The 22282-nt window shown below is 72.5% G+C and carries 21 protein-coding genes and 1 pseudogene; 12 read left to right on the top strand and 10 right to left on the bottom strand.

Features of this window, described 5'->3' with window-relative positions:
• A pseudogene (locus ACFV6I_RS10645) lies at positions 1–617 on the bottom strand (hypothetical protein); the annotation flags it as partial.
• The gene (locus ACFV6I_RS10650; RefSeq protein ID WP_380424425.1) at positions 608–1387 is read right to left on the bottom strand and encodes a hypothetical protein; all 780 of its coding nucleotides are present in this window, start codon (positions 1385–1387) and stop codon (positions 608–610) included. The pseudogene ACFV6I_RS10645 and the gene ACFV6I_RS10650, both read right to left, overlap by 10 nt.
• 250 nt (positions 1388–1637) lie before the next feature.
• On the opposite strand from ACFV6I_RS10650, the gene ACFV6I_RS10655 reads away from it, so the two are divergent.
• Positions 1638–2330: a cyclic nucleotide-binding domain-containing protein gene (locus ACFV6I_RS10655; protein ID WP_079135459.1), complete on the top strand. Its 693-nt coding sequence runs from the start codon at positions 1638–1640 to the stop codon at positions 2328–2330.
• A gap of 17 nt (positions 2331–2347) precedes the next feature.
• Here the strand turns inward: ACFV6I_RS10655 and ACFV6I_RS10660 are convergent, their stop codons facing one another.
• On the bottom strand, positions 2348–2809 hold the full coding sequence (locus ACFV6I_RS10660; protein ID WP_380424427.1) for a hypothetical protein: 462 nt from the start codon (positions 2807–2809) through the stop codon (positions 2348–2350).
• 94 nt (positions 2810–2903) lie between these two features.
• Here ACFV6I_RS10660 and ACFV6I_RS10665 point away from each other — a divergent pair, with 94 nt between their 5' ends.
• The 3 genes from ACFV6I_RS10665 (at position 2904) to ACFV6I_RS10675 (ending at position 5061) form a co-directional block, all read left to right on the top strand.
• Positions 2904–3542 carry a TetR/AcrR family transcriptional regulator gene (locus ACFV6I_RS10665; protein WP_380339812.1) on the top strand — a complete coding sequence of 213 codons (639 nt, stop codon included), beginning with the start codon at positions 2904–2906 and terminating at the stop codon, positions 3540–3542.
• A 112-nt stretch (positions 3543–3654) separates the two neighbouring features.
• On the top strand, positions 3655–4212 hold the full coding sequence (locus ACFV6I_RS10670; protein ID WP_380424465.1) for a DUF4188 domain-containing protein: 558 nt from the start codon (positions 3655–3657) through the stop codon (positions 4210–4212).
• Positions 4213–4281: 69 nt separating this feature from the next.
• Complete coding sequence (locus ACFV6I_RS10675) at positions 4282–5061, top strand: C39 family peptidase (RefSeq protein WP_347878514.1); 780 nt, start codon at positions 4282–4284, stop codon at positions 5059–5061.
• 55 nt (positions 5062–5116) lie between these two features.
• On the opposite strand, the gene ACFV6I_RS10680 is transcribed toward ACFV6I_RS10675, so the two are convergent.
• Positions 5117–5968, bottom strand: coding sequence for a hypothetical protein (locus ACFV6I_RS10680; protein WP_363372641.1), 852 nt, complete (start codon positions 5966–5968; stop codon positions 5117–5119).
• A 264-nt stretch (positions 5969–6232) separates the two neighbouring features.
• Between ACFV6I_RS10680 and rpe the strand changes: the two genes are divergently transcribed.
• From rpe to ACFV6I_RS10705, 5 genes are all read left to right on the top strand, one after another.
• Positions 6233–6916: a ribulose-phosphate 3-epimerase gene (gene rpe / locus ACFV6I_RS10685; protein ID WP_380370691.1), complete on the top strand. Its 684-nt coding sequence runs from the start codon at positions 6233–6235 to the stop codon at positions 6914–6916.
• A gap of 168 nt (positions 6917–7084) precedes the next feature.
• Complete coding sequence (locus ACFV6I_RS10690; RefSeq protein WP_380424429.1) at positions 7085–8044, top strand: pirin family protein; 960 nt, start codon at positions 7085–7087, stop codon at positions 8042–8044.
• 1247 nt (positions 8045–9291) lie between these two features.
• Complete coding sequence (locus ACFV6I_RS10695; RefSeq protein ID WP_380424431.1) at positions 9292–10215, top strand: helix-turn-helix domain-containing protein; 924 nt, start codon at positions 9292–9294, stop codon at positions 10213–10215.
• Positions 10202–10648: a hypothetical protein gene (locus ACFV6I_RS10700; protein ID WP_380424433.1), complete on the top strand. Its 447-nt coding sequence runs from the start codon at positions 10202–10204 to the stop codon at positions 10646–10648. Before ACFV6I_RS10695 ends, ACFV6I_RS10700 begins: the two co-directional genes overlap by 14 nt.
• A 196-nt stretch (positions 10649–10844) precedes the next feature.
• Entirely contained in the window at positions 10845–11687 is an 843-nt protein-coding gene (locus ACFV6I_RS10705) for an SAM-dependent methyltransferase (RefSeq protein WP_380424435.1), read from the top strand.
• Here the strand turns inward: ACFV6I_RS10705 and ACFV6I_RS10710 are convergent.
• Positions 11681–12616, bottom strand: a complete 936-nt coding sequence (locus ACFV6I_RS10710) for a helix-turn-helix transcriptional regulator (protein ID WP_063346613.1) — start codon at positions 12614–12616, stop codon at positions 11681–11683. The genes ACFV6I_RS10705 and ACFV6I_RS10710 overlap by 7 nt on opposite strands.
• A gap of 95 nt (positions 12617–12711) precedes the next feature.
• On the bottom strand, positions 12712–12954 hold the full coding sequence (locus tag ACFV6I_RS10715) for a DUF397 domain-containing protein (protein WP_380424437.1): 243 nt from the start codon (positions 12952–12954) through the stop codon (positions 12712–12714).
• A 237-nt stretch (positions 12955–13191) separates the two neighbouring features.
• Here ACFV6I_RS10715 and ACFV6I_RS10720 point away from each other — a divergent pair, with 237 nt between their 5' ends.
• Positions 13192–13755 (top strand): hypothetical protein, encoded by a 564-nt coding sequence (locus ACFV6I_RS10720; RefSeq protein ID WP_380424439.1) that lies wholly within the window; start codon positions 13192–13194, stop codon positions 13753–13755.
• Between the two features lie 208 nt (positions 13756–13963).
• Here the strand turns inward: ACFV6I_RS10720 and ACFV6I_RS10725 are convergent, their stop codons facing one another.
• Positions 13964–14626: a hypothetical protein gene (locus tag ACFV6I_RS10725; protein ID WP_244293293.1), complete on the bottom strand. Its 663-nt coding sequence runs from the start codon at positions 14624–14626 to the stop codon at positions 13964–13966.
• The gene (locus tag ACFV6I_RS10730; RefSeq protein ID WP_063346610.1) at positions 14623–15183 is read right to left on the bottom strand and encodes an RNA polymerase sigma factor; all 561 of its coding nucleotides are present in this window, start codon (positions 15181–15183) and stop codon (positions 14623–14625) included. Before ACFV6I_RS10730 ends, ACFV6I_RS10725 begins: the two co-directional genes overlap by 4 nt.
• Before the next feature lie 423 nt (positions 15184–15606).
• On the opposite strand from ACFV6I_RS10730, the gene ACFV6I_RS10735 reads away from it, so the two are divergent.
• Complete coding sequence (locus tag ACFV6I_RS10735; protein ID WP_063346609.1) at positions 15607–16422, top strand: SAM-dependent methyltransferase; 816 nt, start codon at positions 15607–15609, stop codon at positions 16420–16422.
• 90 nt (positions 16423–16512) lie between these two features.
• On the opposite strand, the gene ACFV6I_RS10740 is transcribed toward ACFV6I_RS10735, so the two are convergent.
• Together ACFV6I_RS10740 and ACFV6I_RS10745 are read right to left on the bottom strand one after the other, a co-directional pair.
• The gene (locus tag ACFV6I_RS10740; protein ID WP_380424441.1) at positions 16513–19122 is read right to left on the bottom strand and encodes an ABC transporter permease; all 2610 of its coding nucleotides are present in this window, start codon (positions 19120–19122) and stop codon (positions 16513–16515) included.
• Positions 19116–19241 carry a hypothetical protein gene (locus ACFV6I_RS10745; protein WP_380424443.1) on the bottom strand — a complete coding sequence of 42 codons (126 nt, stop codon included), beginning with the start codon at positions 19239–19241 and terminating at the stop codon, positions 19116–19118. Before ACFV6I_RS10745 ends, ACFV6I_RS10740 begins: the two co-directional genes overlap by 7 nt.
• Before the next feature lie 418 nt (positions 19242–19659).
• Between ACFV6I_RS10745 and ACFV6I_RS10750 the strand changes: the two genes are divergently transcribed.
• On the top strand, positions 19660–22266 hold the full coding sequence (locus ACFV6I_RS10750) for a tetratricopeptide repeat protein (RefSeq protein ID WP_380424445.1): 2607 nt from the start codon (positions 19660–19662) through the stop codon (positions 22264–22266).
• Positions 22267–22282: the final 16 nt, after the last annotated feature.

Below are 22282 nucleotides of genomic sequence, written 5' to 3' on the forward strand. Positions count from 1 at the left end.
GGGGGGGCGCGCGCCGCGGGGGGGCCGGGGGGGGGGGGGCCGGGCGGTCCGGCGCGGGGCACTCTCATTGGCGGTGGGCCAGACACCACGACCGAGGGTGCGCCGCCCCGCGGTTGTGGCGCCCCCCCCGCCCGCCCGCCGGGCGCCCCCCGGCGGGCGAACTCCCACCCCCGGCGGCCCGCCGCCCGGAGCAGGTCCGGCCCGACGTCGGGATCGTCCACCGAGACCTCGGCCAGCCGCTCGACGACCGCGAGCACGACCTCCGACTCGACGTCCCGCCGGTCCGCCCCCAGGCGGCCCGCCGCCTGGCGGGCCACCCGCCTGAGGTGCGGCAGCGCCAGCCAGACGACGGCCTCGACCCAGCCGGTGACCTCCGTCGAGCCGATGGCCGACGCCAGCGCGTCGTGCTGGCCCAGCGCGACGGCCCGACGCCACACCTCGCGGCGCAGCACCTCGTCCACCGGCCGCTCGTACAGTGCCGCCCGGGCCTGCGGCAGGTCGAGGTGGACGGTCTCCCCGCCGACCTCGACCGGCAGGACCTCCGGTCGCAGGTGGGCGGCGCTGGTCACCCGGGCGTGGATGACGTCGAGCAGGCTGTTGTACGTGATCAGAGCCATGGGTCGGTTCCTCCCGACGGACGGTGCGGATCGAGAATGGGCCAGATCTTCGAACTCAGACGGCGCAACGCGCTGAAGAGCCGCCGGAGCGAGCGGGGCGGATGGAACGAGGAGCTCTCCGGCAGGACGAGGAGGTTCCCGGACGGGGTGGGGACGTACAGCCACGCCCGCCGGGCGAACGCCTTGCCGGGAACGGTCGCCAGGATGCTCTGGAACCGGTCCGGGTGCAGGCCGGAGTGCCGGGAGACGACCGCGTCCTCGTACACCCGGTCGGAGACGATCGCCACCAGGTGCGTCGTCTCCGGGCTGGCCCTGGCCAGAACGGCCTTGACCTCTCGGGAGTCGAGCAGCCGGTGCAGTTCGTTCCTCGCCGGCCCGTTCCCCTCGCCGGGCACGCCCTCGGGCGCGACGTGACCGGAGTGGACGCTCACCCGCATCCGGAGCCGGACGCGGCCCGGATCGGCGTTGTGCTTGGCGAGTTGCTCGTCGAGGCGGTCGAGGAACGGGTGGACGACGTACCCCAGCAGCACGGGGTCGAAGCCGAACGCGAGCCCGTCGCCGGAGTTGGCGGGGAACCTCTTCGCGGTCCGGAGGTCGTCGAGGCCGGCCGCGGTGAGTGCGGCGTCGATGACGGGCTCAAGGTGGGCGCTGACCGGCGCGTGGACCGCGCCGGGCAGCTCGGTGAAGCCTTTCACGTCCACACAGAGCAGGCCGGAGAGCGGCGGCAGGGGCTGGCTGGAGTCGCCGGGAAGTGACGGGGGTTCGGGCATGGCGGCCTCCTGGAACGTACGGTCCGGGCGTGTCGACCGGGCGGTCGAGCTGATGACCAGGAGTCTGCGGCCCGGCGGCGAAAATTAGGGGGCCGGAGGCCTCTTGACGATGTGGGGTGCGCCACAGGTTCATTCGTAGGCGATCCAAAGGTGCGGCAGGGTAGCATCCGATATGGGGAAGGTGTCCGGGTGTGCGGCAACTTGCCTGACGTGCAGCCTGATTGGGGTGCGGTGCCTCTAATCTCTCGCCATGACCTTGTGGGGAAATTCGACGGCGGAGCAGGCGTTCGGGCTGAATCGAACATTTCGAGATCACCTGTCCGACACCGATTGGGAGGGAATCCTCGGTTCCGCCAAAGTGAGGTGGATTCGGAAAGGCGAACAGTTGATGCGGCAGGGCGCCGAGGGTCACTCGGTGTCCTTCCTGAAGAAGGGCGCCGTCCGGATCGACCAGGACGGGAAGCTGATCGTCCTCCGGCACCCTGGCGACCTCCTCGGGGACATGGCCGTGTACGGCCGCCGGCCGCGGACGGCCACCGTGACGGCGTACACGGACTGCGAAGTGGTCACCCTCGGAGCGGAGCTGTTCAGGAGCCGCGCGTTCCAGGACGCGTACGGGGCGGCGATCTGGTCGTACGTCATCGGCCGGCAGTTGGAGACCCAGGTCCTGTCGCGGTCCGGCGACAACGTGGCGCGGCTCGCGTGGCTCCTGGCGCCGCTGCTCGACAACGAGGAACTCGCGGTGAGCGGGCCCGACGGCGTTCACCTGCGGGTCGCTCAGAAGGACCTTGCGGACTGCTTGGCCATCGGCCCCAAACTGCTGCGGCAGCTCACGGCGCTGCCGCCGTTCGGCGGGATGCCGGAGGGGCGTCGCAAGCTGACCCTCGTGACGGACCCCGAGGGCCTGCTCGCGGCCGCCGCGCGGCTCGGGGGGCTGCCGTGAGCGGTGGACGGATGCTGTCACGTCGCGGCGATCAGGGCGGCGCCGGTCTCGAACACGTGGTGCCAGGCCTGGTCCAGGAGGTAGGCGCCGTTCATGCCGTGCTCGGCGAGGCGGACGAAGCCTCCCCGCCGGGTGAAGTCGGCTGCCCGGCGGAGGGGTTCGCGGCGGTCGGCGAGGTAGTGGGTGGTGGCGGACAGGGCGAGGGCGGCGAGGAGGCGGCGGGGTTTGGGGCGGAGGCCGAGGGCGCGGGTGCCGAGGAGGAGGGCGGCGGCCTGGGTGGCGGTGTAGGCGGCGACGTGTGCGGCGCAGGCGCGGCGGCCGGCCGGGGTGGGCCGGCCCTTGGCGCCGGCCTGGTGGTCGGTCTGGATCCAGTGGTCGGCGAGGGTGGCGGAGGCGCGGAGGAGGGCGTAGGCGGCGGCGAAGGCGGCGGCGCGGGAGGCGGGTTGGGGGGTGGGGGCGGCCGGTGTGGGTGTGGGCATGGGCATGGGTGTGGGCATGTGCGTGGGCATGGGGCTCCGATCGGTGGGGTGATGGTTTCCTGGTGGGGCGGCTTGCTGTGGTAGCAAGGCAGGCATGACGGAACGGCCTGGCGGGCGCAGCTCGTACCACCACGGATCGCTGCCGGAGGCGCTGGTCGCCGCGGCGTTCGAGCTGCTGGACGAGTACGGGCAGGAGAAGGTGAGCATGCGGGAGGTGGCGCGGCGGGCCGGGGTGTCGGCGGGGGCGCCGTTTCGCCACTTCGCGGACCGGCAGGCGTTGTTGACGGCGCTGGCGGACCGGGTGCTGGCGGACTTCGTACGGTGCCAGGAGGCCGAGGTGGCGGCGGTGGCGGCGGTGGATCCGGCCGGGGGGTCGGCCGGGGGGTCGGTGATGCGGGCGGTCGGGCTCGGGTTCGTCCGGTACGCGCTGCACCATCCGCACCGGTTCGACCTGGTGCGTTCACGGGTGTTCGTGGCCTCGCGGGAGCCGGAGCTGCGGGATCAACTGGACGGCATGGACCGGGCGTTCACCGGTCTGATCGTGGCGGACCAGGAGGCGGGCCGGTTGCGTCCGGGGGATCCGGGGCTGATGGGGCTGGCCGGGCAGGCGCTGGTGTTCGGGCTGGCGCAGATGATCGTGGACGGCTACCTGCCGGGGGAGGAGGCGGAGGAGCTGGCCGGGAAGGTGCTCGACACCTTCGGTCAGGGAATCGCCAACCATCCTTCGCAGTAACCGATTTGTGCGTGCAGTGAGCCTTGACCGGGTTTCCCGGCCCTGATGTAATCACCGATTACATGGGGTGCGGGAGGCCGAGATGTCCATGGGAACGACGTTCGTCCGATCGATGTTCGCCAAGCCGACGCCGGGCTACACCACCGCGGGCGCCACCGGCGACACCGTGGTGCTGCTGATCGGCATGCGGATCAACCGCTTCTGGGCCGTCCACCACTGGGGCCCGGTGATGTTCGCGATGTTCCGGATGCTGTACGAACTGGGGCGCAGCCCCGAACGCGGCCTGCGCGGGCGGATCCTGCTCACCGCCTCGCCGCGCACGTACTACGTCGTCCAGTACTGGGAGTCGAAGGAGAAGCTGTACGGCTACGCGAGCGCGCCGGACGGCTTCCACCACAGCGTCTGGGGCATCGTCAACCGCAAACTGCGGGAGGGGAAGGCCCGTCGGCACGTCGGGCTGTGGCACGAGACGTACGTGGTGCCGGAGGGCGGGTACGAGTCGATCTACTTCGACATGCCGCCGTTCGGTCTCGCGGGCGCCACCGGCTCCCTGCCGCTCGAGGCGCGTGGGCGCCGCGCGTCGCAGCGACTGGCCTACCGGTCGGAGGGTTCGACGGAAGGCCTGAAGGAGGGCTCGAAGGAAGGCCCGGGGGAGCGCGTGCCCGAGTAGGGGTGCTCACCGGGCGCTCAGGGAGTGTCGCGGGTCGGCCCGGGTGCCGCGGCGTGAGAGCGTCGGGGGATGGCGGAGGAGCAGGGCGGGATGCCGACGGGCGCGCCGAGAGGTGTACGGGCGGGCGCGCCGACCGGCGCATCGGCCGGAGCACACGCGGGCGCAGCGACGGGCGCGCCCGCGGGCGGGCCGGTGGTGCACGAGGTGCCGTACCACGCGCAGTGGGAATCGGCCGAGTTGGTGCGGGTGATCATCGACGGACAGGTCGACGCGGCCGAGGACCCCCGGTGGGGGCAGTCCGGTGCGGCCACCCCGGAGGAGTACGCGTGGTGGTCGTGGCGGCTGTGCGGGGTGGCCTGCCTGCGGATGGCACTCGACCACTGGTGGGGCCTGGCGCCCCCGGCGCTCACGCTGGCCGGGGAGTGCGTGGCGGCGGGGGCGTACGTCCGGGACGGCGAGAGCCTGCGCGGACTGATCCACACGCCGTTCGCCGACTACGTCCGGCGGCGGTGGGGACTGGCCGCGCAGGCGCGGGAGTTGGCGCCCGCGGAGCTGGCGGCCGAGGTGGCCGGCGGGCGGCTGGTGATGGTGTCGGTGCATCCCGCGATCCGGGAGCCGGCCGGTCCGGCGCCGGTGCGGCGGGGCGGACACCTGGTGCTGGTGGTGGGCGCCACGGACACGGCGGTGGTGATCCACAACCCGTCCGGATTCCCGGGAGAGTCGCAGTCCTTCGCGCACGTGCCGTGGCGGTCGTTCGAGCGCTTCTACGCCGGGCGGGGGATCGTCCTCGGCCCGCCGGGCACGGGTGGCGCCCGATCGGTTCCCGACCAGCAACCGGTCGGGAGCTGACCGGCTGCTGATCGGGACCTCACGAGGGGCTGATCAGGGGCTGATCAGGGGTTGATCAGGGGTTGTCCGGCAGCCCGGCCGGGTTGACCGGGAGTTGGCTGCGACAGAGCGCCGATATCGGCTTCAACGCGGCGGCCAGTCGGTCGAGTTCGGCGCGCGGGTAGTCCTCCCAGACCCGCGCGGCGGCCAGGTCGGTGGCGGCCTCCAGGGACTGGTGCCGGATCCGGCCGAGTTCGGTCACCGAGCCCGCCGTGGTCAGCCAGCCCCGATCGACCAGGCGCGCCGCGGCCGCGTCCCACTCCTCGTCCGTCCAGCCGCGCATCGGCTGGAGCATCTCGCGCCGGACGTCCATCGCGCACCGGACCACCAGCGCCTCGCACCCGTCCAATCCGGCCGCCACCAGCGCCGCCACGTGGCCGTCCCCGCGGTGCTCGCGCATCACCGTGGCGGCCTGCCACAGCCGTTCGTACAGGCCGGAGGGGCGGGGCAGCGCGGCGTTGGCGGCGGCCAGCACCCGGCCGACGCAGTCGAGCCGGCCCGCGGCCCGCTCCAGGGCCTCCACCACCAGTTCGACCTGCGCCGGGTCCACGTGCTCCAGCAGCCGGGCCAGCGCCGCCGCCGAACCCTTCAACCGGGCGGCCAGCGCCTCCTCCGGGCTCGCGTGCGTCCACACCTCCGGCAGCGCGCGCTCGACCATCGCCGGGGAGAAGCTGAAGAACGCGGCGATCACCGGCGGCGCGTCCACCGCGCCCAGCGGCGCCGACCGGCTGGCGAAGTAGCCGCGCCAGCCACCGTGCAGCCCGGCCGCCTCGTAGGCCTCGCGGCTCTCGGGCAGGAAGTAGGTGACGGCGTGCACCGGTTCGAAGAGCCACCACAGTGCACGGGCGGGGTGGACGAGATCGGCCATCGAAGGACCTTCCTCGGAGAGGGGCGGGGCGAACCCGGCCGGACGGGGCGGCTCGGCGGGCGCCGACGGACCGGGCGCGCGCGGGCCGCTTCAGTGCTGATGACCACGGCGGCGGCCACGGTAATCCCGGACCGGGTGTGATGACGGTCACGGGGAGGTCCCGGTGTGCACCCGGCCGGGCGTCGGCGCGAGATGATGGGACGAGGTGCCCGCTCCCGGGACGCCGCAGCCCTCGTGTGAACCCTCGTGTGAAGGTAGTCGGTAATGGCGCAGATCAACCCCAGCATCCTGTCCGCGGACTTCGCCCGGCTCGCCGACGAGGCCGAGGCCGTCAGGGGCTCGGACTGGCTGCACGTCGACGTGATGGACAACCACTTCGTCCCCAACCTCACCCTGGGCGTCCCGATCGTCGAGTCGCTCGCCCGCGCCACCGACACCCCGCTCGACTGCCACCTGATGATCGAGGACCCGGACCGCTGGGCCCCCCAGTACGTCGAGGCCGGCGCCGGCTCCGTCACCTTCCACGTCGAGGCCGCCGCCGCGCCCGTCCGCCTCGCCCGCGAGATCCGCGCCAAGGGCGCCCGCGCCTCCATGGCCCTCAAGCCGGGCACGCCCATCGAGCCGTACGAGGACCTGCTGCCCGAGCTCGACATGCTGCTGATCATGACCGTCGAGCCCGGCTTCGGCGGCCAGGCGTTCCTCGACATCATGCTGCCGAAGATCCGCCGCACCCGGGAGCTGATCGCCAAGCACGACCTGGAACTGTGGCTCCAGGTCGACGGCGGCGTCTCCGCCGGCACCATCGAGCGCTGCGCCGAGGCCGGCGCCGACGTGTTCGTGGCCGGCTCGGCGGTGTACGGGGCCGAGGACCCGGCCGAGGCCGTGCGCAAGCTGCGGGAGCTCGCGACCAAGGCCTCGGCGGACGCCTGGTGGGCCTGCGGGCACTGAGCCCTGAGTCCGGGCGGAGCGGTGTTCAGGGGCCCGGGCCAGCCGTCGTCCAGGGGCGGCGTTCCGGGGCCCGGCCCGGGGAGGGGTGGAGGATCCACCGGCCGTCAGGGATGATCGTTGGCGAACGCCCCTCGCCCGGCCCCTCTCCGCACGGTGGTGGAACCGCACATGAGCAACCTCGACCGCAAGCCCTCCCCGACCACCTGTGGCCGCGAGGCCGACACCGGACCGGTCAAGGACCTGCTGACCGGGCGTCAGGTCCAGCTCGGCGAGAGCACGATGGTCCGCCGCCTGCTCCCCAACCTGGGCCGCCGGATGGTCGGCGCCTGGTGCTTCGTCGACCACTACGGACCCGATGACATCGCCGACGAACCCGGCATGCAGGTCCCGCCCCACCCCCACATGGGCCTCCAGACGGTCAGCTGGCTCCACCAGGGCGAAGTGCTGCACCGCGACAGCCTCGGCAGCCTCCAGACCGTCCGCCCGTACGAACTGGGCCTGATGACCTCCGGCCGGGCGATCTCCCACTCCGAGGAATCCCCGCGCCCGCACGCCCGCTACCTGCACGGCGCCCAGCTCTGGGTCGCCCTCCCGGACGCCCACCGGCACACCGCCCCCACCTTCGAGCACCATGCCGACCTGCCTGTCGTCACCGCCCCCGGCCTGCACGGCACCGTCATCCTCGGCACCCTCGACACCGCCACCTCGCCCGGCACCGCCTACACCCCCCTCGTCGGCGCCGACCTCGCCCTCACCGAGGGCGCCGACCTCAAGCTCCCGCTCGTCCCCGACTTCGAGTACGCCGTCCTCTCCATGTCCGGCAGCGTCGACGTCGACGGCGTCCGCGTCGAACCCGGCTCCGTGCTCTACCTCGGCTGCGGCCGCCCCGAACTCCCCCTCCACGCCCGCACCGACGCCGCCGTCCTCCTCCTCGGCGGCGAACCCTTCGACGAGCAGATCCTCATGTGGTGGAACTTCATCGGCCGCACCGGCGAGGAGATCACCCGGGCCCGCGAGGACTGGATGTCCACCGCCCGCTTCGGCGACGTCCACGGCTACGCCGGCGACCGCCTGCGCGCGCCGGAACTCCCCGCCCTCCCGCTGAAGGCGCGGGGGCGCGTGCGCTGACCTGGTGAACTGCGTTCGTGAGGCGCGCGCTGGTTGGGTGGGAGGGCCCTGCGGGATGTCACGTCGACTCGCGCGTTCGGGGCGGCGCGGCAGCCTTCAATCGGACCGATGCTGACCTTTTGCCGACCTCTTGCTGCCTTTGCTGACGAGCTGTCAGCTGACTCGCCTGGTCCTCCCGATATCACGGCGCCTGGGGCCGGGCGATCTGTCCGTACCGTGCGCTCGCGCGATGATCGACGCCCGCGACCGCCACATCATGTGACTTGCATCACGGCTTTTGTGGAATCTCATCATCCGATTGCTTGCATCTGCAATTCGATGAATACCGAAAACCGGCCCGTCCATCTACGGCCCTGTAGTCGCCACGCGGTGCACCGGCCCGGAAATCGGCTATTACCGATCGGTAGAGCCCGGATAGCGTCAACACATGCCCGATTCTGTCCGATCGTCACGCCATGGTGAGAGCGGAACCGGTGTCGCTGCGAGGTCCGCGGGCACTGCTGGATCTCACCGGCAATGCCATTCCCATCGGCACGTGCAGTACCGGGTTGAGACATCTGCGGTGCAAACCGCTTTCACGGAGGAGTACCTTTTTCAGCGTCAAGAAAGCGCAGCCCCGGCCATGGTCTGTCCACCGTCGGCCGGGGCCCGGAGCGGAGGAGTGTCATGCACTGCTACGCCCTCACGGGGCGGTTGATGCGTCCCGTGATCACCACCGAACGTACCAGTGTCCCGCTGCCGGCCCGAAGGCCGTCCGGCTTTGATTACTGGCGAGTTTCGGTCTCCCTCGGCTCGGTCGCCCCGGCCGCGACTGTGCCACTGGCATGTGCCGACAGACGGGCGGGGTGGCGGTTCGCCGGAATCGGCGCTCTGGTCACCGCCGCCGGTCAGGCGCGATGCCGGTTCCGGCGGCTGCGGCTGCACCCGTAGCAGGGCGGTCGGGGGGCGACCGCCGCGGCGGATGCCCCCCGGTCCGTCGGCCCCGGGGGCGCCGCGCGCCGCGGCCCGCCCCCGGGGGTGGAAATACCGCCGAGGGAGAGAGAAAAGAGCGGGTGAGGATGGCGGGATGGGTGACGGTGGTGTGTGCGCTGCCGTCGTGCGGAGAGGTGTTCAGGCGGCCGGTCAGGGCCGGGCGACCCCGGCTGTACCACCGGGTGGCGTGCCAGAAACAGGCGCAGAGGCTGCGGGACGCGGCCAAGGGGGCGGCGCGCCGCCCCGCCCGGGCGGCCGGGGGCTGGGGGCAACTGGTGGCGGAGGACGTGCACGCGGGTGCCGGCCGGCTGCTGGAGGCGCAGGCGCGCCGGGCGCCGTTGACGGTGAGGCTGGCGTGCGCGCGGGCGCTGCGGGGTGACGCCGACCACTATGTGGCGGCCGTCGTCCGCGATGCACGGGCCGACGGGATGGAGTGGGGGGAGATCGGGTCGGCGCTGGGCGTCCAGCCGGACTCGGCCCGGCGCCGGTGGACCCTGCGGCGGGTGGAACAGCAGCTGAGCCGGCGTTCGAACCGGCAGGCCCCGCCCGCGCCGGGGACCGCTTCGGGCGCGGCACCGGCCGCGCCGGCACCGGCCTCGGCGGGGGAGCCGGAGCCGGATTCGGGGCCCCGTGCGGGGCTGCTCGCCGCGGCGCTGACGGCGCTGCAGGAGCGCAGCAGGGTGAGCCCGCAGGCCGCCGCGGAGCTGGCCGGGTGCTCGCCGTCGTACGTCTCGCGCATCCTCGCCGGGGACCGGGTGCCGACGTGGCCGGTCCTGCAGACGCTGGCGCGGGCCTTCGGCGGGGTGCCGGAGGAGCTGCGGCTGCTGTGGGAGGTGGCCCAGGGCGCCGAGCGCCCTGGGCGGGTGTCGGTGGCGGGTGCCGCCGACCAGATGCTGCGGGCGATCCGGGGCCTGCACCTGGCGGCCGGGCAGCCCGACGCCGAAGCCGTGTGCGCCCTCGCCCGGGGGGTGTCGGCGGAGCTGGTGCGATCGGTGCTGGCGGGCGAGACCGTGCCGGACTGGCCGGTGGTCAGCCAGCTGGCCGCGGCGCTGGGCGGGCACCCGGGCGACCTGCGCCCGTACTGGGAACGCATGCACTACGCGGCGCTCGCGGCCGTCTACTCCGACGAGTTCGGACCGTCCGGGTGCTTCGCGCGCTCGGCGGCGCCGGAAGGGGGCGAGGACCGTGACGGGGGCTGAGGCGGTGGGCCTGGACGCGTTCGTCCAACGCCGCCGCGGCCTGTACCGGGGGTACGCGGTGGCCCGGCTGGGCCGCACGCCCGCGGCCGGCGAGGTCGTCGACCATGTCGTGGAGGCACTGGTGGCGTGCTGGCCTCGGCTGGTGTGCGGGCGCAGCCCTGCGGCCGGAGCGTGGGTGTTGGTGCGCGAGGCGGTGTCCCTGCACTGCCGGATGCCGTACGGCCAGGACGGCGAGGACGTGCTGCACCGCCTGCTGCCCGTCGCGGCGGCCGACGCCGCCGTCCTGCACTACCGGCTGGGGATGCGACTGACCGAGGCCGCGGACCTGATGGGCGTCGAACCGGCGGCTGCGGCCGGGCTGGTGCTCGCCGCCGAGCGGGGGCTGCCGCGTGCCCTGGTCGGCGAACTCGCCTTCGGCCCCGGAAGGGCGTGACCGAAGGGGGCGGCTCCGGCGGGCGTGGAGTGAAAGGGGTGGCGTGGGATTTCGTACCTGCGCCACCCCTTCGCTCAGGTGCGCCATAACATCCGCCCGGAGTTCAGCCTTACGGGTTCCGAGACCCTTTAACAACCTGGCGCAGTGTCATGTAGCGCTCTAGCATGGGCACTTCGATCAAGGGGCCGAGCCAGGGGTGGTCGCGTTGGAACCGGATGCGGAAATCGTTTCTCCCGTCACCTACGATCCGGCCGTTCCGAGCGTGGCCCGCATGTACGACCTCCTGCTGGGCGGGCACGCGCACTTCCAGTCCGACCGTGACGGGGTGCGCGATCTGCTGAAGGTCGCACCGAGCAGCGTCGAGGTCGCGGCGATCAACCGGGCGTTCCTGGTGCGCACGGTGCAGACGCTGGTGCGTGACTACGGGGTGCGGCAGTTCATCGACCACGGCTCGGGCCTGCCGACCCAGCGCAACGTGCACCAGATAGCTCAGGAGATCGACGACAGCTGCCGGGTCGTGTACATCGACAACGACCCGATGGTGGTGCACACCGGCCGAACCCTGTTGGCCGGGAACCCGAACACGGCCGTCGTCCACGCCGACATGCGCGACACCGACAAGATCTTCTCCAGCAGGGCCGTGCAGGACCTGATCCTGCCCCGCGTGCCGACGGCGGCGCTGTTCGTCTCCGTCCTGCACTGCATCCCGGAGAAGGGATCCGTCCCGCCCGCGCGGCTCGTGCGCCAGGTCCGTGAGCGGCTGCCCGCCGACGCCCCCGCCTACATGGCCATCTCCCAGCTCGTCAGCCCCCATCTCGACGTCCGCCGGCGGATCACGGACCTGATGGCCGACCTCACCCAGCACCATTGGGGGGAGGTCCGTACGGAAGAGGACGTGGTCGGCTACTTCGAAGGCATGGAGATCCTCGACCCCGGTGTGGTGGAGGTGTCGCAGTGGCGTCCCGACCCGGCCGCTGCCCGGACGTCGCAGACGAGCGACGAGTGGACGGAGTTCGGCGGCGTCGCCAGGGCTCACTGACCGGGGCGGCGCATCCTGCCCCGGTGGATCCCGATCGCCTCGTCGATGAGCGCCAGGCCGACCTCGTAGTCGGCGACGTGGAACAAAAGGGTGTTCAGCAGGTCCGCGTAACGCTCGACGTCCGGGTCCTTGCTCAGGTAGATGGCCCCGATGCCGGGGCCCTCGACGTAGACGACGTCGCTCGGGCCGCCGTACTCGAAGGCGAGGTGGGTGAAGGCCCCCGACGGCGGGGTCAGGTCCGCGGTGAACGGCAGGATCGCCACATGCACGTTCGGCCGCCGGCTGAGCTCCTTGAGGTGCTCCAGCTGCCCGATCATGACCTCGGGGCCTCCGGTGTTGCGGTACAGCACGCTCTCGTCCAGCAGGGCCACGACCGTGCGGTCGGCGTCGTCCAGCAGCCGGGTGCGGTCCATGCGCTGGCTCACCCGGCGCTCGATCTCCTCGGCGGGGGCCCGGGGCAGGCCGGCCTTGATCATCCGCCGCGCGTAGGCGCACGTCTGCAGCGGCCCGGGCACCACTCCGCCCTCCCAGTACTGGATGCGGGCGGACTCGACCTCCAGCCCGATCATGCGCCTGAACCAGCCGGGTGTGATGTCGGCGTACTCGGCGGCGAACGGCCCCGCCACGACCCGCTCCAGAAGCACGTCGACGTGCGCGCGGACCTCGGGGCCGACGCCGTAGATCGTGATCAGGTCGTTGACGTCCCTCTTGGAGGGGGTGCTCTCCCCGCGCTCCATCCGGCTCAGCTTCGACGCCGACGCCCGGATCCGGGGAGCGACGTCCGACAGACGCAGCCGCCGCTCCTCCCGCAGCGACCGCAGCACCGTGCCCAGGACCTTCGCCGCGCCCACCGGTCCGCTCCAGTGGAGCTTGCGTACCTCGTCGCCGTCCGGGTCGCTCGGCGTGGGACGGTCCGGGTGGGCGGGCATGCGGGACTCCTGGGGGCGCGGTTTCGGGAAAGCACTATCCCACGGCGCCCATCCCGCATACCCGCCGTTCTATAGATCCCACGGAATCGGGCCGATCAGCGGTGGAACACGTGATCGAAAGCCCTGTTCTCCATGGCCCAGGCGAAGGCCTCGGCCTCGCCGCGGTTGAAGACCAGGGCGGGCCCTTCCTTGTCGCGGGAGTTGCGGAAGGCGACGGCGCCGTCCGGCAGCGGTCCGACTTCGATGCAGTTCCCCACCTCGCGACTGCTCGGGCTCTTCACCCATTCCACGTCCAGCGAATCGGCGCGGACCCCGTTCTCCGGCATTTCGACAGTCATTCGATTCTTCCCCTTCCCATCGCACGGACATGCGGACGGCCGAGGCCGTTTGCAATCCCATTTGCAATTGCAAATGCCCGGCTCGGGAATGCTAGCGGCAGCCGATTCGAACGCGGTGTCCTCCAAACGGGTGTCGTTTTTCGGGCCTCGCCGTACCACCCCCGGGGCGGTTGCGGCCCGTGACGGGCGGGAAACGTTGCGCAGACACCCGCCGCACCCCAGCACCGGAGGACACCCGTGATCGGGCCCCAGGACCACGCCCACCCGCGCTTCGACCGCGACCTGGCCCTGGGACTGGGGGTGCCCAGGGCGGCGGCCCGACGCCTGCCCGGCACCCCGGACGCCGCCACGGCGGCCCGCGACTTCGCCCGGGCGACCGTCGCCCACTGGCGCACGCCCGTCACCGCACAGGCGCTCGACGAAGCCGTCGAGGACCTGCTGCACGGCTTCGACCCGCACGGCTTCGAGCGCGAAGAGGGATGGCTCAGCCTCGTCGAAGCCCCCGATGCCCTCCTGCTCGTCCTCACCCCGGCCCACTCGCCACCCGCCGAAGGGGCTGCCGACGCATTACGGGCCACGCCGGACGCCACCTCCACCGGCACGGCGGCCGAACACTGGACCAGGATCCCCTTCCCCGGCAGCCCCCGCACCCACAGCGCCCCGCCGTCATGCTGCGGAGGTCGCAGCGGTAGCCGAACATCTTCGACTCAGGAGGCAGTGGGCCGGGTGAACCCTGTGCGAGAACCAGTGGCGGAGGCCCTTGAGGAGGGCTGCATCAAGATCGGTACCGAGGCCTGGTGATGTCGTCCGCGATCGGCACCTCGACCGGATCGGCCAGGTGCTCGACGAGGTGCCCGGGTGCCTCGTCGAGCACCCCGTCGGCGTCCTGCGTCGATCCGGTTCAACGGCCGCCGGGTCCGGTCTGGGCGCCGTGGCCGGCACTGCTCGTGCCGTGTCGGCCGGGGCCTTTTCCCGCCGGCCCCTGGGGGAGACGGGGTTCGTGCGGTCGCTAGCGTTCGTCGGTGAGGTCGCGGACGAGGGTGCTGCTCACCTGGGGGAGTTCGCCGTACTCGGGGTCGTCGCCGGCGACGGGGAGTTGGTGGATCACGGCCGCGAGGCGGGGGGGCAGTTTCACGTCGAGGCCGTAGTGGCACCGGGCGAGGATGTCGGTGAGCACCTGGGTCGGCAGCAGGGCGTGAGGAGTGCTCAGGACGCGCTGTGGCGGGCGGGGTTTGGTGGCCAGCGCTTCGGCCTGTTGGCGCCAGACTTCCGCGTCCAGGAACTCCCCGAGGCTGCGGTGCAGCAGGCTCAGGAACGATGCGGAGGTGTAGGAACCGCCGCCGGCCGCGAACTGCCACCAGAACTGGGCGCCGTCGCGATGGCCCGCGACGTACAGCAGCGCGCCGAGGACGAGGGCGCCCTCGGGGTGGATCTGCGCGCCGTTGACGAGGAGGCCCAGGGATGCCGCGGCGGACGGCATCGAGAGGACCAGGGACGCGGCGAGGTCGAGTTCGTGGGCCGCCTGCCTGTGCTCGGAGGACAGCGGACTCGGGGCGGTCAGCAGCCGCTCCCAGGAGACGCCCGTACCCCCCGGCTGCGGCCGCGGGGCCCGGGTGGGCACGTGGATGCCGGCCATGTTCGGGTGCAGGGCCCGGTCGTGTTCGGTGCTCACCGGCTCTCCCCGCGTCGGCCGCCGAGCGCCGCGGCCAGGCGGTCGAGGGCCTGGCTCGCGGTCGAACGGACGTTGGCCTCGGTCGTCCCCAGGCAGTCGGCGATCTGCTCGTCCGGCAGGTCGAGCAGGTACCGCAGCACGATCACGTCGTGCCGCCGTTCGGACAACCTCCGGATCGCGACGTACAGTTGCTCGTGGCTGCCCTCGGTCTCCATCAGGTGCTGCGCCCGCTCGGCGGCGATCCGCACCGCGTAGACCCACCCGGGGACGCTCGCCTGGGTGGGCAGCGGCTCGCCGTTCATCATCAGTTCCGCCAAGGCGGCGCCGATCTCCTCCTTGAGGATCGTCCAGGCGTGGAACGGCGGGATCTGCTCGCGCAGGATGCGCGGCCACTCCTTCCACACGCGGACCTTCGCGATCTCCACCGCTCTGTGTGCGGCGTCGTCGTCGCGAAGGCGCGCGCGGGCGAACCCGCTCCACGCCCCCTCGTGCGTGTCGCAGAACGCGTCGAACGTCAGGCGGTCCCGGCCTCCGACCACCCAGTCGCTCTCGGTCACGTCCCATTCCTCCCCTGCGGCACGCCTGTCGGCTGCCGTCCGGTGCGGGCCGCCGACCGTGGTGGAACCCCATGGCCGTACGGCGGTCACAGCGGGAACTCGCTTCCCTGGTAGGAACATTAAGGCGGATTGGATGCCGAGATGTTAAGCCGCAGCAAGGTGTTTCGAGATCAGACACAAGGCGCGGCGGATGATGGAGATACCGTGCTCGAACATGGTCAGAGTGGGTCACTACATGCTCTGATTCGGTCGTCCTGCTGCACGGTCGCGTCGTCACCGGAAGCGGCCCTTGATTGGCCGCTCGGGCGTGTGGGCATAGTGGAAGGGGCCGCGCCAGGGTTCGCCACCGCTCGCCACGGTGGCGCGGGCGCGGATCGGTCCTGTCCTGCACAGGGCGAGTCGATGATGCATCAGGGGGAACGCATGACGGACGGCACCGCCGGGACCGACGACGTAGAGGTCAACCTCGACATACACCTGGCGCACTCCGCGCGGATGTACGACTACTACCTCGGCGGCACGACGAACTTCCCCGCCGACCGTGAGGCCGCCGGCCGGGCCCTGGCGGTCTTCCCCTACGCCCGCTCCGCCGCGCGCGCCAACCGCGCCTTCATGCGCCGGTCGACGCACCTGCTCGCCGAGGCCGGCATCCGGCAGTTCCTCGACATCGGCACCGGGATCCCCACCTCGCCGAACCTGCACGAGGTCGCGCAGTCGGTCGCACCGGACGCCAAGGTCGTCTACGCCGACAACGACCCGATCGTGCTCCTCCACGCCAAGGCGCTTCTGCACGGCACCGAACAGGGCGTCACCGCCTACGTGCAGGCCGATGTGCGTGAGCCCGCAGACCTGTTGGACTCGGCCCGGGCGATCCTGGACTTCACCCAGCCGATAGCGCTCAGCATGAACGCCCTGCTGCACTTCGTGCCGTTCGAGGCCCAGCGGATCACCGAAGGCCTCAAGGCACAACTGCCCAACGGTTCCGCGCTGGTGATCAGCCACTTCACGCAGGACTTCGCCGCCGAGGAGACCGCTCGGCTCATCCAGGTCTACACCGCCGCAGGAACCCCCGTCGCCGCCTGCACCCGCGACGAGTTCGCGCAGTTCTTCACCGGGTGGAACCTCATGGAGCCGGGCGTCGCCGCCACTCCGCGCTGGCACCCGGCGCCTGCGGACGACACCGAGCACATCACCGACGCGGCGGCCTCCTGCTACGGGGCCGTCGCCATCCGCCCCTGAGCCGTGCTCCCAGTCCGGCAGCTCCCAGTCCGGCAGCTTCGAAGCCCGGATGTTCAAGCCCGTACATCGGCATTCCGGGGCCCGGGCGGCTCACTCGCGCCCGCCGATCGCGTCGACCGGCGCCAGCCGCAGGGCGGACCGGGTGGCCATCGCGATCGAACCCCAGGAGAGCGCGACGGTGGCCGCCACGATCGCGACGAGGCCGACGGGGGAGACGCTCGGAACGGGTGACCTCGTCAGCCCGAGGCTGATGCCGACCAGCGGCGGGATCGTCGCCAACAGACCGAACAGCAGCGCCGAGAAGACCACGATCCTGGCTTCGCCGTTCATCATCGCGCGGACCTGGGCCCGGTTGGCGCCGATGAGTCGCAGCATCGCGAACTCGCGCACCCGCGCCGCCGTCGCCATCACCAGGGTGTTCACCACGGCGATGGCGATGTAGCCCAACAGCACGGTCTGGAACAGGAGGTTGAGCGCCCAGTCACCCGAACCGCCGCCCCCGGGCGCGCCCTTGAACGCCTCCTGGCCGCCCACCTGGACCGTCGGGTAGCGCCCGACGGCGCCGCGCAGCGCGTCGGCGAGCGCCTTCGGGTCGGTCCCGTCCGCGGACCTGACCAGCACGGCGGTGTCGACCCGCGCGGTGGTGTGCGCGACGACGAGGTCGTTGGGCAGGGTGACGTCCCCGAAGCCCAGGCCCCGCTCGTAGACCGCCACCACCCGCGGCCTGATCGCCGTGCCGTCACCGAGCCGCAGGTCGATCGTCCCACCGCGCCGCGCATGGACGGTGTCCGCGACGACCCGGCTCAACGCCACCGTCTCGCCGCGCAGTTCCGCGGTGTCGCCGTCGACCACCCGGAGGTCCATGGTCTCGGAGAGCCGTTCGGGCGCGACGCCCTGGGCGGCGAAGACCTTGGTCGCGGTGCTGTCCTCGGACGGGAACGTCAGCAGCACCTGCATCCGTGCCACCGGCGTCGCCACGGCGGCGCCGGGCACGCCGCGCACGGCGTCCACGACCTCCGGGGACACCCCGGCGCCGGACGACGAGGTCAGCACGTGGTCGGCCCGCAGGCCGGCGTCGAGTTGGTCCCGCGACGCCGCGATCGTCGTGGAGGCGCCGAACACCTGCACGGCGGCCAAGGTCACACCCATGGCCAGCGGGGTGACGGCCGAACCGAGCCGCCGCGCATGGGCCCGCGCGTTGGCCTGGGCGAGGAAACCGGGGGCCGTGGACTGCCGGTTCAGTCGCGAGCCGAACAGCACGACGGCGCCTCTGACCAGCAGCGGGCCGACACAGCCCAGCGCCACGACGAACAACAGGACCGCGCTCGCCGCGGTGTCGGCGGCAGAGTCGCCCGACACCGCCACCCGGCCCGAGGCCAGCAACAGCCCGAGCGGGATCAGCAGGAAACCGACGGCCAGCCGGACCCGGCCGATCCTCCCGGGCTCGACGGCGGCGTCCCCGAGCGCCTCGACCGGGCTGGTCCCGGACACCCGGCGCGCGACCAGCCAGCCGCCGAGCCGGGCGCTGGTCATGCACAGCGCCAGCGAGGCGACGAAGGGCAGCCACCCCACGTCCAACCGGAAGTCCGCGGGCATCGCGCCCGCGAGGACGAACGCGCCGCGCATCACGAACGCGACGACGACGCCGGGGACCGCGCCGACCAGGGCGCCCGCCAACGACACCAGGGTCATCTCGGCGCCGATCATCCGGTGGATCTGCCGGGGCGTCGCGCCGATGGCGCGCAGCAGGGCCAGTTCGCGCCTGCGCTGCTGCACCGACAGTGCGAGGGTGCTCGCCACCACGAACACCACGATCAGCACCATGGTGCCGCCGAACGACGCCGACGTCTCGACCACCAGGCTGCGGGCGTCGCCCACGTCCAAGAACTCCACATCGCCGCGCCCCGCGCCGGTGTGCGCCACCAGGCCCGGCACGGCGGCCGTGATCCTGCCGGCCAGTTGCTCCGGGGTGACGTCGGGTCCGGCCCGCACACCGATCGCGTCCACCCGGTCCGGGCGGCCGGACAGCTCGGCCGCCCGGCCGTCGGTGAAGAACACCGCGGACTGGCGGCCCAACCCGCCCCCCTCCGGCGCGGCGACGCCCACCACGCGGTACGACGACGCGACCGAGCCGACCACGAGCCGCACCGTCGCGCCGGGCGACACGTGGGCGCGCGCGGCGAGGCCGGCGTCGAGTACGACCTCGTCGGGCCCGGCGGGCGCGCTGCCCGCACGCACCGCGAACGGCCCGAGCACCGCGGCGGACCAGCCGTGCCCGACCACGGGGAAGCCGCCCGGGCCGCCCACCGCGCGGCCGTCCGGGGCCAGCACGCCGACCTCGACGCCGACATCGCCGACGGCGGACCGGACACCGGGCACGGCGGCGACGGCGGCGACCTTGTCGGCGGGCAGCGTCACGCGCTCGCTGTAGCGGACCTCGGAGCTCTCGTCCAGCCAGTACGACTGCTCCGCGCCGAGGACCACCGCCGCGCCCGAGTAGCGCTCGGGGGCCACCCCGGTGCTGAGCCCCGACATCAGCAGGATCCCGCAGGCGGTGATCACCGCCGAGCCCGCGGCGATCGCGACGAAGGAGCCGACGAAGCCGCCCCTGCGCCCCTTGATCGTGCTCCACGCCAGCGACAGGTCCCTGCGCTCCGGCACCACGAGGCGGACCAGCCTCCGGATGCGGCGGATCACCACGCGCCCAGGTGCGTCATGCGCGCCGCGCCCTGCCCCGAGGCGGGCCGGCGCAGCCCGCCCGCGAGCCGCAACGGCGGCGTGACGATCTCCTCCACGGTCAGCGTGGTCAGCATGGTCATCGGGCTGCACACCCGGGGAAGGCACTCCTGCCAGAATCGGACGGTCCCATTCCGAGGGTGCGGGCGCCACGATGCAGTCCGCTGCGTACGGCATCCGGCGCCGGTATCAGGCTCCTTGACGTGCCGTAACCCTTCGACGCCGTACCCCGGCGGATCGACCAGTCGGCGGATGCGGCACGCCACGCAGGTTGAGACATGCTCGGGGAGCCTACCCGAGGCCCCGCCGCGCCCCATCGTCGTGGCCGAGGAGCGCACGGGGTCGGCCGCCTGAAAACCCCATGGGCGAGATTGTGGCGCCGCATCAATCACTGACAAGATTTCAGCACGGCATCCTGCTACGGGAGATGCCGCCGAACCGACCGGGGCTCGACGCACGCCAGGAGGCCGCATGGCACGGGTGAACCTGAGGGCTGCATTCATGAGCGGCCTTTCGTCCACCGTCACGGCTCAGCAGGTCTTCACCAACCGGGTCGACGAAGTGGCCGCGTTCGCCCGGTCGGTCGACGAGCTCCACCGGATGCTGGACGAGGCCGAGGTCTCGCCGGTCGTGGACCGCGGGCAGGGCCGCCGCAATGTGCTGACCTTCTACGGCGTGGGTGGCATAGGCAAGACGACGCTCTCCCACGAGTTGGAGCGCCGCCTCCTCGCCGAAGCGTGGGAGAAGGAGCGCGACGACGTGGTGACCGTGCGGATCGATCTCTCGGAGGAGGGCGCCGGCGACATCGAGAGCCTGTTGCTGCGTCTGAGGGCCGCCCTGGGGCAGTTGGGGAGCCGTTGGCCGGCCTTCGACCTGGCACTGGCCTCCTACTGGGCTCGCGCTCACCCCGGCGAGGCCTTGCAGGAGTTCCTGGACGCCTCGCCGGCGCTGCGGCGCGCCTCGCGGAGCATCGCGCTGGGTGACCAGATCGCGGAGGCCGTGAAGCAGGTCGACCCGGGTGGTCTGGGAGGTCTGACCGGACTGGCCCACCGGGCCGCGCTCGTCACGTACCGCGCCGTCCGGGACCGGGTGCGGGAGGGCCGGCTGCTGGCCGACTGCGACCTGTTCGCCGAACTGGTCGAGGCGGACGCCGACTACGAGACGCTCTCGTACTTCCCGTACCTGCTGGCCTGGGACTTGGAACGGCAACCCCGGGGCGGTCGGGCGGGCCGGCGGCCCCGGGTGTGCGTCTTCCTCGACACCTTCGAGGTGATCAACGGCCAGGCCGACCGCGCAGTGGAACGGTTCGTCCAGCGCTGCGCCTATCTGATGCCGAACGTGCTGTTCGTCATCACCGGCCGGAACCGGATCGACTGGGCCGACTCGGGCGCGGGCGGCGAGCTGGATTTCACCGGCCCGGAGTGCTGGCCCCAGCTGCACTTCAGCAACGACACGGCCGAACCACGGCAGCACCTCGTGGGGTACCTGTCGGACTCCGACGCGGACAGCTATCTCCGTGAGGCCCTCGTCCGGGGCGGTGAGCCCGCGATGTCGGCGGAGATCCGGGAACGCGTCATCTCCGGCGGCCAGGGGCTTCCCCTGTACCTGGACCTGTCGGTCTCCCACTGCGCCGCCTTGCTGGCACGCGGCGGGCAACCCTCCGTGGCGGACTTCGGCGGCTCGTTCACAGCCGTCGCGACCCGGTCGATCAGGGACCTCCCCCGGGAGGAACGCGACCTGGTCCGAACAGCGGCGCTCACCGACCGGGTGGGCGCAGAGCTGCTGCGCGCCGGTCAACCCGGAGTCTCCGACGGGAGCGTGGCACGCTTCCTTCGCCGACCGTTCCTGACACACGACGACGCCTATGCGTTCCCGTACGCGTTGCACGTGGCGTTGCGGCAGGCCATCGGCGAGGCGGACCGGACGCTTCCGGACGGCTGGTCGGATCGCGACCGCAGTGAGGTCGCCGCCCGGCTGCTGAGCTGGCTGGGCGAACGCCTGGGCCCCTCCGGCGGGCGGGTGGCGACGGCGCAAGCCCTCGAAACCGGGCTCAAACTCTCTGCCGAGCACGATGTCTTCGACGACTGGATGACGCTGGCCACCCAGCGACTCGTCGAGGCCGGCCAGTGGTCGGAGCTCGGCGCCGGTCTTACCGGCGGCCCGGTGGGCCTCCCCGAGTACCGGGCGATCCGGGCCGCCATCCGAGGAGTCCAGCTCCGCCGGACCGGCCGCGTCGAGGAGGCGATCGAGGTGCTCGGCGGCGCGGCCGGAGGCGTGCGGCACGGTGGCCGGACGGCACAGCTGGTCCGCATCCACCTCGCCCACGCCCTGCGCAACCACGGCGACTACACGCAGGCCGCGGAGATCTACCGGGGCTTGGTGGGGGGCGAGTTCGACGCGGCCGCCCGCTACTGGCTCAGCGACTTCGACTACCTCAACGGGCGGTTCGCGGCCGCTCTCGCCTCCCTGCACGAACAGCCGGTCCGTGGCCCGGAGGACGAAGGCGAACGGCTCCGGCTGACCGGGCACATCTGGCGGGTCAACGCCCGCTTCGAGGAAGCGACTTCCGTCTACCACGAGGCGATCGACCTGGCGAGGCGCGAGGGACTGGCCGCCGCAGAGGCGAAGGCACTCGCCAACCTGGCGCAGACCGCCTGCTGGTCCGGGGACACGGCAGCCGTCGCGGACGCGGCGGGCCGAGCCCGGGAACTGCTCGACCTGGTGCCCAACCCCGTCGAACTGGTCAAGCTCCGGTCCGCCGAGGCGGTGGCCCACGCCATGGCCGGCGACGTCGGCGCTGCCCGGTCCGCGGTGGGAGACACCCGGCACCTTGCGGACGGGATCGCCTACCGGGGCGGCCACAACCTGGCGGACGTGGCCGATATCCTCCTCGGCGTGCTCGCCGGTGACCACGAGGGTGCTCGTCGCACGCGATCCGAGCTCGATGCGCGCACCCGTACGTCCGGCGGCAACACCTACTGGGTTCCCATCGCGACCTCCTGGATCGACGGCTCCCTCGCCGCCGCGGAGCACCTGCCCGCCGTCGGCTGGGTGGACGGCCCCGTCGCGTCGTTGGGCCGCTGGGCAGCGGTGGTGACACGTCGATGACGCTCCCCGGCCCCCG

The organism is Kitasatospora sp. NPDC059803, assembly GCF_042732255.1.
Taxonomy (GTDB): Bacteria; Actinomycetota; Actinomycetes; order Streptomycetales; family Streptomycetaceae; genus Kitasatospora.